A 14,800-nucleotide genomic window follows, 5' to 3' on the forward strand; every position below is an offset into this window, starting at 1 on the left:
AGCACTTCACGGCGAAGTGCCATATGCAATCGGTCACCCGATCACTACTCACTCTAAACAGAGAAAAACGCCTGTAGTAAGAAAAATATAAACAACGGATTATTGGGTCTCAGTTTCTGATCTTACTCGTTTCAGAAATCCGTTCTCAATGATATTTTCTGGTAGAGGTTCAATTTTATGCTACGCGGGTGATAACGTTTGTAAGTAGCAGAAGCCTCTGCAAATCTATACAAAAAAGCCACCGATTACGGGTGGCTTTCTTATTACTCGTCGTCTGCTTTCGGGGCGACTTTCTTTTTCGGAATAAAGACAGAATCACCTACTGCGACATTCTGATAAAAACCTTTATCACGCTGGGTAGGCTTCTTCGCTGTTTTCTTCACTTGTGGTTTAGTGTTCTTGACGACTTTCTTCTTACCACGGTAATCCGGCTTACGTGGTTTGATTCCTTTGAATTTACCTTTTAAACCTTCCAGTTCAGAGAACGTAAGGTCTTGCTGGAGATAAGCTTCAACACGCTTAAAGCTATCCCAGTCTTTCGGGCCAACCAAAGACACTGCGTCGCCTTTATTACCAGCACGGCCAGTTCGACCAACACGGTGAACGTACTCTTCTGTGTGCTTAGGCATATCAAAGTTCACCACGTGTGTGACGTTGGCAATATCCAAGCCACGAGAAGCGACATCTGTTGTGACCAGAATTTTGAACACTGCACGCTCAAATTGACTCATGATGGTGTTACGCTGAGTCTGGTTCAGGTTGCCACTCAGGGCAATGGCTTTCAGCTTCTTCTCGTTGAGCTTGTCCGTTAAGCGCTCCGTGTCTACGCGAGTCGCAGTAAAGATGATCAACTGCTTGTATTCAGCTTCTTCCAGAATGCGATCCAGAATCGCTTCTTTGTGATCAAGATGGTCACACAAATAGAACTTCTGCGTGATGTCTTTATGCTCTTCATTAGAAACCCCAATCGCAATACGTTTTGGAGCATCTAACATTTCAAAAGCAATCTCATTCACTTCAGCGTGATCAAGGGTTGCCGAGAACATCAGAGTTTGACGACGGCGGTGCTTAGCAGCGTTATGAATACGACGTAGCTCAGGTGCAAAACCCAGATCCAGCATACGGTCCGCTTCATCAAGAATAAGCGTCTCTAGTCCGTCTAGGTAAAGCGAGCGGTGATCAAGGTGATCCGCCAAGCGACCCGGTGTAGCGACAATAAATTTCGGGTAGCGACGTAGCGCTTTCACCTGATCATTAAAGTTTTCGCCACCTACAATCAAAGTCGCGTCATAAGACAAGCCACCCAGCATAGAACGCAGCTCACCGTATACTTGCTTCGCCAGTTCACGGGTCGGAGCCAAAATTACACCACGAGGATCTTTTGCTGAAAATGCTTTGTTTTTTAAAGACTTATGCAGCATAGGTAAGACAAACGCCAGTGTTTTACCCGAACCCGTTTTTGAAGAAGCCAACAGATCTTTACCAGCAATCGACACAGGAATGGCTTGTTGCTGTATGTCTGTCGCCTTCTTGAAATCGAAATGCTTCAAGTTTTTCAGTAAGCGATTATCTAGGCCTAAATCTTTAAAATGCAAAGTATTCTCCAAGTTCAAATATACGTCTCAGCCTCGATCTCGGTGGCGGCTTAAACGCGAAAATTTTCAAAAACGCGCCATGATACCGTGAAAGGTTAGCACTGGATAGAGATCACAGAAAATTATCTTTTTTCACCTCGTTTACATCATCCATTGTAGTTAGAACACTAACATTTATATCCCTCACCAGTGAGACATATATCAACTAATTTGATCATTGCTTAAATCCTTGGGTTTTTTTGACTTTTTTCTGCTTTTTGAAGGGTGAAATTGAGTCTACACTTTACTCACCGTCACTATATGAGCAGAAATGTATAGGACGTCTTTTTGATACTTACAATGCAAGGAGTTCATCTATGAACAAAATGTTGATCGCAGCTGCGGCGTCTTCTGTACTTCTTCTCGCTGGTTGTGCTTCTGGTCCAAACGAAGCATCTTCAGCAAAACTTGACGAGCTGAGCAATCAAGTTAGCCAGCTAAGCCAAGATGTACAAGCTCTTCAATCTGACGTACGTAAATCAGGTGATGCAGCAATGTCTGCTCAAGAAGAAGCAGCGCGCGCCAATGAGCGTATCGACAACATTGCTCAGTCTTATACTAAGTAAGATAAAGCAATAAATTTAGCCCTTGTAAATCAATGATTTTAAAAGTGGCTAGGCGATATTGGCGATGAAGTGGCGACATAATTTGATGTCGCCACTTTTGTTTTATGGCGATTAAAAATCGGGGTCAGGCGACTGAACCGGCACATATTTAGGTAAAATTAAATGTTCCCTCTTGTACAAAAGGTAAGGAAACGAGCAGACAAAATAGTCTTCTTTCCCTCAGTTCGAGCACTTATGTTGCCATTGGTTATCTTTCGGGGCTTCCGTTTGAACGGAATACACCACCATTACATTCATCTCATTCAAACTTCCCACGTGGCCCGTGATTACTGAGCCTTAGGTTGATCACGCCTCGCATCGACTTTGATGTGCTCTATAATAGTCAATGAGGATAGTGGATAGGTATTGAGACATATTGGTTAAAGTTAACACAATGCTCATTGCTCATTTTGCCTGTCTTTAGTAGCATGTTTGTAAACGACTTAATGACACTCACAGCAAAGGACACGCGTATGCTTGGATTTTTTAGATCTAAAAAGGATGAGAAACCCGATCGCTTGCTGACACTAATGTTACAAAACCATGAGCGGGTGACTATCAGTCACAACGGCGTTGTACGAGTGAACCTCGACAATGAGGACGTAAAAAGAGAGATTCAAAAGCACATTGATAAACTCAAAGAGCTTGATGAACTAGAAAAATACGCCGTATAACATGGGAATAACTCTAGTCGTGGTCGTCCTAATTTCGGGCTACCTTTTTTTCTTATCTGCACCTCTCTTCTCACTACAAACTGACGAGAACAGAAGGTTGGCATTCCTACTTCTTTGTCGCTGCACGTGGAATCTTCTTTGCCGTTTCCAGCATGGTTTTATGCTTCTTAATCGATTACTACGATTGCATAGCTAAGCTCATGCAAACTTATGGTTGGAAGCGGCAGGATTTTAGTCAACTAGCCATAAATGCGGACATGTTAAAACAGGGCGCTTGGGCCATTTTGACTGTCATACTCGCTTTTATTGCAGGACTTTTTACTCTCGCTACTTACAAAGTGTTCCCAAAAAGAAAAGCACAAAAAATCAAAGATATTGTCAGTGAGAACCATCTTGAAAAGTTTATCGTTGAAGCGTCGTACACTCAGTTTCCGATCGCGATTAGTTTGAAGTCACGCAAAACCTATATAGGGATTTGCCTAGGTGACGAGCTGATTAATAGCAAGATTGAACATATTGCCATCATCCCACTACTCAGTGGTCATCGAGATAAAAATGATTTATCTATCGACCTTACCAATAACTACCAAGCTCACTATATTGAAGAAGGTATCGAAGAAGGGGTTCATGAAGCACTGACAAAAGAACATTTTCGAGTCATCATTCCAACCGATCATATCGAAACATTTTCGTTCTTCGATTTAAGTACATACGTTAAGTTTAAGAAGAAAGAACTCGATAAGAAACGTAAGGCTAATAGCATGCCATACCCTGATACCTACGCCTCTCACGTCACCTATAAATCCTCAATACGCCAGTAACCACTTTGCCTCTAATGTTTAAGGCGTAGTAACCTAAACCAACGGCCAGTCGTCGCCAGCTAATTTATTGGCTGTTGCTTTATCTTACTCTCCATTTGATTTAGGCATACGCACTCCTAACTCAACATGGATTGAAACCGCCCATCCAACTAATCAGCGGTAACATTGTGCCAATAGCGCACCTCACTTTCATTTATTTCAAGGAGGGGTTATGAATATTATTCTGAAAACACTACTGAGCATTATGTTACTTTCTTGCTCTTTGGCGAAAGCTTCTAATGTCACCAGTTCAGGCGCTTGGAAAGTGGCGGTGGATAGTGATTTTTCTCCCTTTTCATATACTGACGAACAAGGAAACCTAACAGGGCTGCATGTTGATATAGTCAAAGCTGTGATGGATAGCGCAGGTATCAAATATGAATTGTCTGGTTTTCCTTGGAAGCGAGTTGTATATCTTACCGATCAGAATGAAGTGGTGTTTTCTATACCATGGAGAGGAAAAGAAGAAAGGTTTCAGAAGTACTTTATGGCAGGTCCTCTATCGAGTTCAAAACGGTCTTTTTTGAACTTAAAGGGGAGAACATTCAGTACCAAACTCTTAGTGATTTTAAAAAATATTCGATAGGGTTTATTGATGGGTTTGCTTATCCAAAAGAATTTGAGGAAGCAACATATTTGACGAAGAAAAAGCAATCGGTCACAGGCTCTCAGTGACTAAAAAGTTAGTGAATAAAAGGTTTAACATTTTGATTGGTGACATTACTGTTATATCTTCTGAGGCTAAGAAAAGTGGGATGCTTGATGATATCAATGTTATTTCTGGCCCAGATATTTTTGGTGACGTTAAAAGATACGCAGCCTTTAACAAATCGAACAAAGAACAAGCAGACAAGTTCCTAGCTGCTTTAGAGTCCTTAAGAGGGACTTCTGAATGGAAAGCTATATTTGCTAAGTATGGATTGTCAGAATAGTTATGCTGCTAAATTAACTGTGAAGTGAAGATAACCAAACTCTCCACGATAGCAGTCTAGCTGATCGCACTTTTCGAAGGCTTTTTGGCGGTGGGTTTGTCAATTCGGTGGCAAACCTCTTAGCGTTGCTGTTACAGTTGTTCACCCGACTCTAGAGGGGCAATGCGTGTTCACGGCTGTGAACCCTATAACTCTGTCAATTTTCGATAAGAAAGGGCCTACAATTTCAGGCCCTTTCTCTTTTGTTTAGCGCGGCTCAATCAACGTATGAATAACTCGGAGAGACCACTTCCACTGGCACTCCATTCTGTGCAAGAATAGCCGCTCTCGCTTTAGCATCGGACAAGTGAAACTCTTCCAGCCACCATTGCAGCTCCTTAGGGATATTCAAATCCTTCTTACTACCATCGCTTCGTGTTAACGGTTCATGAGCTTCCAGAAATACACTGCGATCGGGTTCGAGTGCAATTTTAACGGGTTCATTGATCACTCGGACTTTTTCACCCAATTTCACCTTGTGAAACAACCAATCAATATCCTTGGGATCCATACGTATACAACCGGAGCTGACGCGCAATCCAATGCCAAAGTCTTTGTTAGTACCATGGATAAGGTAATCACCAATACCATAAGCCAGTCTCAGCGCATATTCCCCAAGCGGGTTTTCCGGCCCCGCTGGAACCACCGATGGAAGTTCAATGCCTTTTTCAAGGTATTCTTTGCGAATCGACGCGGGAGGTGTCCAAGTCGGATTGGGCCGTTTTTGACTTATGCTAGTCACCATCTCAGGGGTATCGCGCCCGACTCTACCAATACCAACCGGAAAAATATGCACTAGGTTCTTGTCTGGCTGGAAATAATACAGACGCAGCTCAGCGAGGTTGATGACTATCCCTTCTCGTGGCACTTGAGGAAGAATGATTTGCGTCGGAATCGTCAGGACAAAATCTTCTGCAGGTAGAAAAGGATCTACGCCTTTGTTTGCCGCCATCAAGGTAAGAAAGCCGACATCGTATTGCTTTGCGATATCGGCGAGGCTTTCACCGCTTTCCACTTGATGGTATTGCGTACGCCCGACCATGCTGCTTCCCTCTGGAGGTAGTGGGTAAGTTGCAGCATATAGGGATGTACTAAAGCAGCAACAGAGGGAAAATATTTTTCGCAGCATTCTAAGCGTCCTTCGCTTCCTTATAGAGCCGTAAGGTTACTTCTCTTTCTGCCTTATGATCAACTATTGGCGGCGGATATGACAAGCTTCTTACACCACTCCATTTCCAGGGTTGGTGAACGAATTTATCCGGCACTTGAGACAATTCAGGGATCCACTGACGCACAAAATCTCCATTGGGATCAAACCTTTCACCTTGGGTAATGGGGTTAAAAATGCGGAAGTATGGCTGACCGTCACATCCGGTTGAGGCACACCACTGCCAGCCGCCATTGTTCGCTGCATAATCCCCATCTACCAACTTGTTCATAAAATAGCGTTCACCGATTCTCCAATCAACATGGAGATCTTTGGTCAAAAAGCTCGCCACGATCATTCTTAGCCGATTGTGCATCCACCCCGTTTGGTTGAGTTGCCTCATGGCTGCATCTACGATAGGAAAGCCGGTTTGGCCTTTCTTCCACGCCTCGATATGTAGCTGTTCGTTATGCCACAGCAAGCGTTCCCCCCAGTCAGAAAAAGACTTTCCTTTACTCAGCTTAGCTTCGAAATGAATGAGGTGTTGATAGAATTCACGCCATATCAACTCACTTTGCCATACTTCTCTCCCTTCGCTGAGCGGCAGAGGCTGACCAAACATCAACCGAGCCATACATTGACGTACAGATAGTGCACCGATAGCTAAGTAAGGGGACAGCTGGCTGGTTCCAGCAATGGCGGGAAAGTCTCGGTTTTTGGCATAAGTTTCTACATCTTGGCTATCAAAGTCTCTCAGCTTTTGGATTATCGATTGGGTATCTGCGGCAAATTGAGCACTTGAGTCTCGCGGGTAACTAAAGTTGACATCATCAGTCAATACTAGAGGCTTCAAGTTCTCAGGCAATACCCCTGAAGACACCGCTTGTGGCTTCCGAACTTGAAACGAGCACTCACCGAGTTTAGCCAGGTAGGCCTTCTTGAACGGCGTAAACACCTTGAAATAGCTGCCTTGCTTGTTCACTACACTGCCAGGTGCAAAAAGACATTTGTCATCACTAGACTCAAAGTGAATGGCAGTATTGTGGAGGCACGATTTAAGAACAGCATCACGACGCTGCTCATTCACTTCATATTCCGCGTTGACAAACACCCGATTCGCATTGACCAAACTGGCAACCTCCGCGACACGCTCTGCGCTCTCAGCAAATGTGTCCACTTGAGCGTAAAGTAGTGGTATGCACAAAGACTCTAGGTCGCGCTTCAATGCCTGCAACCGACGGTAAATCAAATCCGCTTGAATAGGCGCTAGACCGTGATCTTGCCAAGTCATAGGGGTTGCAACGTAAATACAGACAACCGGCTCACCAACTTCTATCGCATTAATGAGCGCAGAATTGTCTTCAACTCTTAAATCGCGTCTCAGCCATACAAGATTCATGATGTTACCCCTTGAGACGTTGCAAAAGATCCGGCAATACCAGTTGTCCAGAGATACAGGTTTCCAGTTTTTGAATAGCCGCCAATTGCGATTCATTAATCGCACGGGCGCTGTAAATCGCTAACGTCGAAAACTCTTTAAGACATGGATGACCGAGCAGGCCAGACAAGTCATCAACCTCATCGATCAAAGTCACTTTGCACCCCTTTTCCACTAATGAGAGGGCCATCAGGCGAGAGGCGATATCCGTATTACCTTGAACGCAAATGAAGAGAGCTTTACCAGAGCGAGCGGCTTTATTTTCTGCTTCTATAATGGCGTTTAGCTTGGTTAGCATCAGCGTTTGGAACAAACCCAGCTGGAGTGAGCGTAGATTCTGTCTGACAAGCCCTAAGGCTTTCTCTACCGGTTGAATAAACTGAGTTTCGACCACATGCAGCGGGTATTCTTTTAGTACTGAATGAATTAGAGTTTCAGCTTTCCCTTTATTTAGGCTTGCCAATGCGTCTAAAACAGGTTCAACATCATCCAATTGAGCCATGTGACTAGGGACTTCGGAGTCAGCTTGCTCTCCAGATTCTAACAGCGCTTTCACCTTACCAATCGACACTCCTTTACCTAACCAACCTTGAATATCGTTGATTAAGTCGATGTGCTTTTGTGTGTACAACCGATGGCCTTTGTCTGTCCTTTCTGGTTCAATCAAGCTATAGCGTCGTTGCCAAGCACGGAGTGTGACGGGTTTTACCCCCGTCATCTCTGATATTTCTCTGATTGCGTATTTCTTCATTCTATAATCCATATCTCAAGCGCATTTCTTGAGGGTGGGGCTGCAGAAATTTCTGCTCGGATAGATAAGCATCCGGGTAAGCCGCCAAATAATGTTTAATCAAGGTTATAGGTGCGAGGAGTGGCAACGTACCTTGTCGGTACTCTTCGATCACACCGCACAACTCAGCTTTTTGCTCCTTGGCTAGGTCTCGCTTAAAATACCCTTGGAGGTGCATCAGTACATTGGTGTTGTTCTTGCGGCTTGCTCTGTGTGACACCGCATTCATCAAACCTACGCGGTACTTTTGATAAAAAGTATCAATGTCATACTCTTTAATAGTTGCAACCAATCGGCCTAATTCTTTGTAGGACTGCGGGTGATGGGCCATCAAGGTCAGTTTATAGCGAGAGTGGAACGCAACAATTTTACCGGCCGTTGGCTCACCATCCATCGAGTCGTAAAAATCTCTCAGCGTGTAAATACGCGTAATAAAGTTCTCTTTCAACACTGGGTCATTCAAACGACCATCTTCCTCAACTGGTAGCCACGGCATCTGCTTCATCAGCTCTTGGGTGTATAACCCCACGCCTATGTTTTCTGCTCCGCCTTTCTTATACACTTTCACCCGTTCCATACCACACGTAGGTGACTTGGCACACACAATATAACCGCATAATTCTGTACTACTCAGCTCAGACACCTTGCTTTTGGAGTAATCCATCATTTTGTCTGTGTGATCAATAGACGCATCTTTTGTCTCGACTAAAGCAATACGCTCTTGATCAGACATCAACCTAATCGTTGGTCTTGGTACAGGCATACCCATTCCAACTTCAGGACAGACAGGAACAAACTCGAAAAAGGGGGCGAGTTCTTTGGTCACAAACTTGCTGATCTTATGTCCTGAGTCAAAACGAACGTTTTCGCCCAAAACGCAGGAACTGATGCCGACTTTAATTACGTTGCTCATATTATGCTCCAGTATTCTTGTTAGGGTGTACAAAAATATCTTTTGTATAACTTTTAGCACACAATTCTAAAGTTATACAAGAAATAAAAATGTACAATTTAGAGCAATGTTACGTAATTGATCCAATTTTGGTTCACATTTGACGTAATCGTTTTTCCAAATCGATTGCTTTAACCCTTTCAACAAAAAACGTTATAAACACTTATGTCGATAGTGAAATGGATTACTTTTGTGACGAGCCTCTCACGAAGCCTTGTGATATATAGCTAGTATGACTTCAACAAATTTTTGAGAATCAACATAATTAGTAATCAGAATACACAATTACTAATGAACTCGGAGTAACGACTATGGCAACCCCACACATTAATGCTCAACCAGGTGATTTCGCTGAAACGGTTTTAATGCCTGGCGACCCTCTTCGCGCTAAATACATCGCAGAAACATTCTTGGAAGATGTACAACAAGTTTGTGATGTTCGTAGCATGTTCGGTTTTACAGGTACTTACAAAGGTCAACGTGTTTCTGTCATGGGGCACGGTATGGGGATACCTTCTGCTTGTATCTATGTTCATGAGTTAATCGCCGAATATGGCGTAAAAAACGTTATTCGTGTGGGTAGCTGTGGTGCGGTTCGTGATGACGTAAATCTGATGGACGTTGTTATTGGTATGGGTGCATCGACAGACTCCAAAGTGAACCGTATCCGTTTTAGTGATCATGACTTCGCTGCAATTGCAGATTACGGACTGCTGGAGGAAGCGGTAAAACAAGCCCGCACTCAAGAAGTACCGGTAAAAGTGGGTAACGTATTCTCTGCTGACCTTTTCTACACCCCAGAAGCAGATATTTTCGAGAAAATGGAAAAGCTAGGCATACTAGGTGTTGATATGGAAGCAGCGGGGATCTACGGAGTGGCTGCGGATTTGGGTGCGAAAGCACTGACCATCCTAACCGTATCTGACCACATCATACGTGGCGAGAAACTCAGCTCAGAAGAGCGCCAAAAATCGTTCAACGACATGATGAAAGTTGCGCTTGAGACAGCCATCAACATCTAATAACCAATCCTTCGCTGCCAGCCACTATAGTCTGGCAGCCCTGATAATCCCGAGGGGGAGATAGTGACTACTGGCAAACTGCCTAAGGAAGCAAACGGGTTACAACTCAACTTTTGTAAAACATTGGCGTGTGGCAACTTTGGATTGAGTGATGCACATAGATACGTCGTGCAACATGCTAACCCTAAGCGACCTGCGATGGTTTGTCGGGAGTGCGGTGCTTTCCCCCTTACTTAACAATCAGGAAGTGTTAAACGAGCTTCATCGTTTAAGACAGCTCCATAGTGATGGTTTGCCAACTTGTCGCAATACCCAATGCGAAAATTTTGGTTTGTCAGTTCACACTCACAAACATCTGTACCATGCCTTTGGTTACAGCGGTGATCGTCAGCGTTATCGCTGCAAACTGTGTCAATCCACGTTCGTCGATAAGTGGTCAGGTGCCAATAAAAAACTCGCTTTTCAGGAAAACCTCCTCGGTCTGCTCTTTATGGGCTATTCAGTACGTGAGATCTGTCGTAAGTTAGAGATCAATCCGAAGACGTTTTACGATCACCTCGATCACATCGCTAGCCGGTGTCGCCGCAAACTCGCTATGTTCGATGCGCGTTGGGTGAATCATGCAAAGAAGTATGAACTCGCCTCTTACTACGTCCGTTTGCAACCTAAAAGTAATAACGGCGTTTTGTGGATCGCTACAGGAGAAGCCAATTCAGGCTATATTCTTTGTCAACATGTCAATTACTCTGGAAATGAAGACCCTCAAGGAGATATTGACCATGACCCTTACCAAGACATTGCTCGATTCGTATCTCGTGATCATTCCTCTGAGGCTAGCATTCCTGTTCCAGATCCATCTCCTGTTTTAAGAGAACGTATCGATCAGCAATACCAAACGATTTTGGCACGAGGCAATGTTGAAGATCCAATGGGCAACCTGACGACATTCAATTACCCTTCTAAAGGCGCACTAATCAGGCCGCCTTATACCTCCTATGCCCATTTTCTACATGTGTTGGATCTGTGTAATAGTGATCGTCAAGTCTCCATTTATTTGCCTCAAGATCCTGTTCTACGCTCTGCAGCTCTCAGTGTCTGTCTACCACGTATACAGCGTCAAAATGTCGACCTTATGTATGTTGAAGAAGATCAAAACTGGAACGAACACAGTCTAGTCGGAAAAATCGACATTGTTCATATGGGTTGGTGGCGAGATCGCTGGGCAATTGCTACTTTTGCTAACTCATCCAAAGGCATTTGTTATCTTGCTGGCGAGAATAACGAGCCTACAGAATGGCTTAGCAAAGCAAGTATTCGCCAAACTGAGTTCTATCAACAACGATTTCAAACTCTGTTTGAAAGCTTTGTTAACGAACCTCGTCGCAAGCTTCGTCCTGGTGGATTACTTCCGATGTTGGATATATTCCGAGCATGGCACAATTTATGCTATCAAGATAAGGATGGTATGACAGCCGCACAAAGTCTTGGTTTAACGCAATCACCTTTGACTCTGCGGGAACTGCTTTCATAATTAAAATTATTGTGAGGTACGCCATTAAAGCTCAGGCGTAATAATGCTTTTACTAGAGTTACATCAGTCACTATTTTTATAATAATACCGAACAATATTATACATGGCTGTTAAGGGATTAATTCATTGGATAAAAGCCAGCATCTGCTAGACACAGAGATTGAACAGCTCAAAGCACGAATTGAAAGTGAGCCTGAGAAGGTTTTAGCTATCGCTGAACAGTGCGCGACGCGCGCTAATCAGATTTTGTACCCAGAAGGGGCTGTACAGTGTCTGATTATCATGTCTCGCTGTGCTTGGAGTTTGATGGATTATCGACGTGGTCTGAAGTACATCAAAGATGCCCATGGCAAACTTAACACATTGGATACCGACGACTTTCTCCCGGAAATCCTCCACCTTCATGCTCTTCATTTTTGGGGGCAAGCCAAATACTATTCTGCCCAGCAATATTGGATTAACGCACTAGAACAATCTGCGTTGGTTGATGAAATCGAAATTCAGATTGAGTCCTTAATCGGTCTAGGGAATATCTGGCGTATCACTCATGAGTATCAACTTGCTAGGACCACTCATGAATTGGCCGTCACTGTTGCCAACAATACTCGTATCGGATGGCTGGAAGGAAAAGCAAGGATTCTCCTTGCATGGGATCTCTACTTACTCAACAATTATGTAGAAATGCTCACAGTATTGGATGGAGCGTTAGAAGCGCTCAATGGCCATGATGACAAAACCTGGCAAGCTGAAGTATGGGATTTCAGAGGCTTAGCACTGCTAGGGCTTGAGAGAATTGAAGATGCCGAAGTGGCGACGGGTAAGGCACAAGCTCTGGCAGAGAAACACGATTTAGTCTGGATGAAAGCCCATTCTTACATCAGCCAAGCAAGATTGGAGCTATTACGTAAACGCCCCGAAAAAGCGACACAATTGCTCGTCCAAGCAGAACGCTCTGCCGCCTCTTTTGATAATGGTGAACTGTTGTCTCAAATCTGCTTCCAACAATCACGTGTTGCTGAAGAACAAGGGGATTTTAAAGCCGCCTTGCACGCATTTCAGAAATATCGCAAACACTCAACGGACATGCTCAGGGAGCAAACCGCTCGCGTCAGTAACGACAGAGCGCGTACATCAAAACGCCAGCTTGAGCAACGAGCACGTAAACTGATTAATCGCATTCGCGGACAACATGAATATGATCCAGAGAAACACCTCCACCAAATGGTGTCTGAGATTTATTGGTGGGAACAACTGGTTTTATTCAAAACAGAGTTAAAGCGTTCTAACCACGCAGTAATAACGATACAGCACAGCGACTCAGAATATATTGAAGTATGTACCGAACTTGCCCACTCACTATGCAGCCATCAGGATTTACTATCACGTCTTAGTGGCGATCGCTTAGGTATTCTACTTGCCGAAAGAGACGATGCCGCACTTCAGGTATTCCATGTGCTGGCGCAAATGATTGAAATCTATCCTTGGCACCGAAAAGGGCTCAATAAATCACTACCCAAAGTGGTTTTTCAAGACATCCTAACGTTCCCCTTCACCTTAGAACAATTAGAAGAAAGCCAACCACTGGAAGTACAGAATGGAAACATTGCTCAATAAAATCTCCGAATCTGGTTTAGATGCTTCTTCAGTATCTGGTGAAGAAGCTATCATTTTCTGGAACCACATTCGTCAACATATCGCCACTACGCCACAGGAGAAGGCACAAAGTCTCATTATCAGCGCCGAATACCGCAATGAACTTAAGCAACCTGCAACCAGCATTGAAGAACTAAGAAGCGCGCTTGAGCATCTTTCTCTACCTAACGATGCTGAGTTAATCCTCGAAGTCAAAAGTAGCCTTGCCGACAAGCTGGTCGAAGGTGGTGACTATTCGGGAGCACTACAGGAATACATCACTTCTTCGACCATAGCAGTAGATACCAGCCATATTGATGCTTACGTTTTAGCCGTTCTAGGGATGGGTAACCTATGCGACGCTTATGGCGACCACAATCGTGCACTGCGTTATTATCAAAAGATTGACGGCATCGATCATGCGATTTCTAGCCGTTCGCTGCGTCTTCGCTACAAACTTTATATGTTGGCATGTTACATTGAACTCAATCGGACAACCGCCGCCAAAGATTTACTCAAAGAGTGTTCAGAACTCGCAATACTGGTGAGTGATAAGGTGCTTGCTGGACAGATATTACTTTATCAAGCGAAGTTATATCGCCATCAAGGTAAACAAGACAAAGCGATTGAATGTCTTGGCAATGTTCAGTACACCGCAGGAAACATCCACTCCACTTGGTTATCCAACATGATTCGCCTTGAATTGGCACACAGCCTAAACGAATCCAACAAACCACACCTTGCTAACTGGGTACTAGAAAACGCTCAGAAAAAGGTCAAACACTACGCTTCACCAGTGCTGAATCTAAAACTGAATACCGCTCTCGGTGATATTTATGAGCAACAAGGCAATTTCAAGCAAGCTTTATACTGCCAGAAAAAGGCGTTTCGCATAGAAAGCGACTTGATGAAGCAAATCCCTATTGGTGAGCTGGGCGCTGCCCAGTTGCGCCGCTTGTCACGATTTGAACTGCAACTCAAGCTGATTCTGTCAGAGCTGGAAAACCGCGAGCTTAAAGAGACAACGGAAAGTCAGAAACATACCGTGGCTCAGCTTCAACAAGATGTATTTACTGATCCTCTGACCAACTTGCACAACAGGCGTTGGCTCGATGTAAAACTCAAAGATCTGCTCCTTCATGATGTACCCTTCGCGTTAATGGTGATTGATATAGACCACTTTAAGTCCATTAATGATGAACTCAGTCACCTAGTCGGTGACAAAGCCATCGTAAATGTCTCTCACGAATTATCCGCTTACTTTAAATTCAGAGGGGCATCGAGTGTTCGTTTTGGCGGAGAAGAATTCTTGGTCATCCTAGAGAGAACGACATTGGAGCAAGCGACTATGCACGCGGAAAACTACCGCGAGCGTATTTTCAAGTTTGGCTGGCAAGACATTCTTGGAGAACGCGGTCTGACAGTAAGTGTTGGGATTACGCTTCATAGAGAAGGGGAAAATACTCAGCGTACTTTTTATCGAGCAGACAAAGCGCTCTACCGTGCGAAAGCCAATGGACGCAACCAAGTCTGTACTGAGTAAT

At 44.1% G+C, this 14,800-nt stretch carries 13 protein-coding genes and 1 pseudogene; 9 read left to right on the top strand and 5 right to left on the bottom strand.

The genetic code is table 11. The features are described 5' to 3' along the window. Positions 1-263 precede the first annotated feature (263 nt). Positions 264-1,607, bottom strand: a complete 1,344-nt coding sequence (locus KW548_19245; protein ID QXX09470.1) for a DEAD/DEAH box helicase — start codon at positions 1,605-1,607, stop codon at positions 264-266. A 344-nt stretch (positions 1,608-1,951) separates the two neighbouring features. Between KW548_19245 and KW548_19250 the strand changes: the two genes are divergently transcribed. The 5 genes from KW548_19250 to KW548_19270 all read left to right on the top strand — a co-directional run bounded on the left by KW548_19250 (position 1,952) and on the right by KW548_19270 (position 4,705). Further along, complete coding sequence (locus tag KW548_19250; protein QXX09197.1) at positions 1,952-2,200, top strand: hypothetical protein; 249 nt, start codon at positions 1,952-1,954, stop codon at positions 2,198-2,200. Positions 2,201-2,712: 512 nt separating this feature from the next. After that, on the top strand, positions 2,713-2,913 hold the full coding sequence (locus tag KW548_19255; GenBank protein QXX09198.1) for a hypothetical protein: 201 nt from the start codon (positions 2,713-2,715) through the stop codon (positions 2,911-2,913). A 257-nt stretch (positions 2,914-3,170) separates the two neighbouring features. After that, a complete protein-coding gene (locus tag KW548_19260) occupies positions 3,171-3,734 on the top strand; it encodes a hypothetical protein (protein QXX09199.1) in 564 nt (187 codons plus the stop codon). Positions 3,735-3,945: 211 nt separating this feature from the next. Then, entirely contained in the window at positions 3,946-4,359 is a 414-nt protein-coding gene (locus KW548_19265) for a transporter substrate-binding domain-containing protein (GenBank protein ID QXX09200.1), read from the top strand. 85 nt (positions 4,360-4,444) lie between these two features. Then, positions 4,445-4,705 carry a transporter substrate-binding domain-containing protein gene (locus KW548_19270; protein QXX09201.1) on the top strand — a complete coding sequence of 87 codons (261 nt, stop codon included), beginning with the start codon at positions 4,445-4,447 and terminating at the stop codon, positions 4,703-4,705. A gap of 256 nt (positions 4,706-4,961) precedes the next feature. Here KW548_19270 and KW548_19275 read toward each other — a convergent pair whose 3' ends face one another. The 4 genes from KW548_19275 to KW548_19290 are packed head-to-tail and all read right to left on the bottom strand — an operon-like array spanning position 4,962 to position 9,032. After that, positions 4,962-5,873, bottom strand: a complete 912-nt coding sequence (locus KW548_19275) for a L,D-transpeptidase family protein (GenBank protein ID QXX09202.1) — start codon at positions 5,871-5,873, stop codon at positions 4,962-4,964. Between the two features lies 1 nt (position 5,874). Then, a complete protein-coding gene (gene phrB / locus KW548_19280; GenBank protein ID QXX09203.1) occupies positions 5,875-7,290 on the bottom strand; it encodes a deoxyribodipyrimidine photo-lyase in 1,416 nt (471 codons plus the stop codon). Positions 7,291-7,294: 4 nt separating this feature from the next. Beyond that, complete coding sequence (locus tag KW548_19285; protein QXX09204.1) at positions 7,295-8,080, bottom strand: MerR family transcriptional regulator; 786 nt, start codon at positions 8,078-8,080, stop codon at positions 7,295-7,297. 1 nt (position 8,081) lies between these two features. Beyond that, positions 8,082-9,032: a DUF1722 domain-containing protein gene (locus KW548_19290; protein ID QXX09205.1), complete on the bottom strand. Its 951-nt coding sequence runs from the start codon at positions 9,030-9,032 to the stop codon at positions 8,082-8,084. 350 nt (positions 9,033-9,382) lie between these two features. Here KW548_19290 and deoD point away from each other — a divergent pair, with 350 nt between their 5' ends. The 4 genes and pseudogenes from deoD (at position 9,383) to KW548_19310 (ending at position 14,799) form a co-directional block, all read left to right on the top strand. Further along, positions 9,383-10,093, top strand: a complete 711-nt coding sequence (gene deoD / locus KW548_19295) for a purine-nucleoside phosphorylase (protein ID QXX09206.1) — start codon at positions 9,383-9,385, stop codon at positions 10,091-10,093. 63 nt (positions 10,094-10,156) lie between these two features. After that, positions 10,157-11,624: pseudogene (locus tag KW548_19300) on the top strand (lactate dehydrogenase). Positions 11,625-11,750: 126 nt separating this feature from the next. Beyond that, positions 11,751-13,238, top strand: coding sequence for a hypothetical protein (locus KW548_19305; protein QXX09207.1), 1,488 nt, complete (start codon positions 11,751-11,753; stop codon positions 13,236-13,238). Then, on the top strand, positions 13,219-14,799 hold the full coding sequence (locus tag KW548_19310; GenBank protein QXX09208.1) for a GGDEF domain-containing protein: 1,581 nt from the start codon (positions 13,219-13,221) through the stop codon (positions 14,797-14,799). The genes KW548_19305 and KW548_19310 overlap by 20 nt, the downstream gene beginning before the upstream one ends. The last annotated feature ends 1 nt before the right edge of the window (position 14,800 follow it).

This window comes from Vibrio neptunius (assembly GCA_019339365.1).
Classification (GTDB): Bacteria; Pseudomonadota; Gammaproteobacteria; order Enterobacterales; family Vibrionaceae; genus Vibrio; species Vibrio neptunius.

Excerpts from the sequence above, each read along its gene's own strand:
- deoD (QXX09206.1), top strand. The coding sequence starts at position 9,383 with ATGGCAACCCCACACATTAATGCTCAACCAGGTGATTTCGCTGAAACG.
- KW548_19255 (QXX09198.1), top strand. The coding sequence starts at position 2,713 with ATGCTTGGATTTTTTAGATCTAAAAAGGATGAGAAACCCGATCGCTTG.
- KW548_19285 (QXX09204.1), bottom strand. The coding sequence starts at position 8,080 with ATGAAGAAATACGCAATCAGAGAAATATCAGAGATGACGGGGGTAAAA.
- KW548_19275 (QXX09202.1), bottom strand. The coding sequence starts at position 5,873 with ATGCTGCGAAAAATATTTTCCCTCTGTTGCTGCTTTAGTACATCCCTA.
- KW548_19265 (QXX09200.1), top strand. The coding sequence starts at position 3,946 with ATGAATATTATTCTGAAAACACTACTGAGCATTATGTTACTTTCTTGC.
- phrB (QXX09203.1), bottom strand. The coding sequence starts at position 7,290 with ATGAATCTTGTATGGCTGAGACGCGATTTAAGAGTTGAAGACAATTCT.
- KW548_19250 (QXX09197.1), top strand. The coding sequence starts at position 1,952 with ATGAACAAAATGTTGATCGCAGCTGCGGCGTCTTCTGTACTTCTTCTC.
- KW548_19260 (QXX09199.1), top strand. The coding sequence starts at position 3,171 with ATGTTAAAACAGGGCGCTTGGGCCATTTTGACTGTCATACTCGCTTTT.
- KW548_19290 (QXX09205.1), bottom strand. The coding sequence starts at position 9,032 with ATGAGCAACGTAATTAAAGTCGGCATCAGTTCCTGCGTTTTGGGCGAA.
- KW548_19310 (QXX09208.1), top strand. The coding sequence starts at position 13,219 with ATGGAAACATTGCTCAATAAAATCTCCGAATCTGGTTTAGATGCTTCT.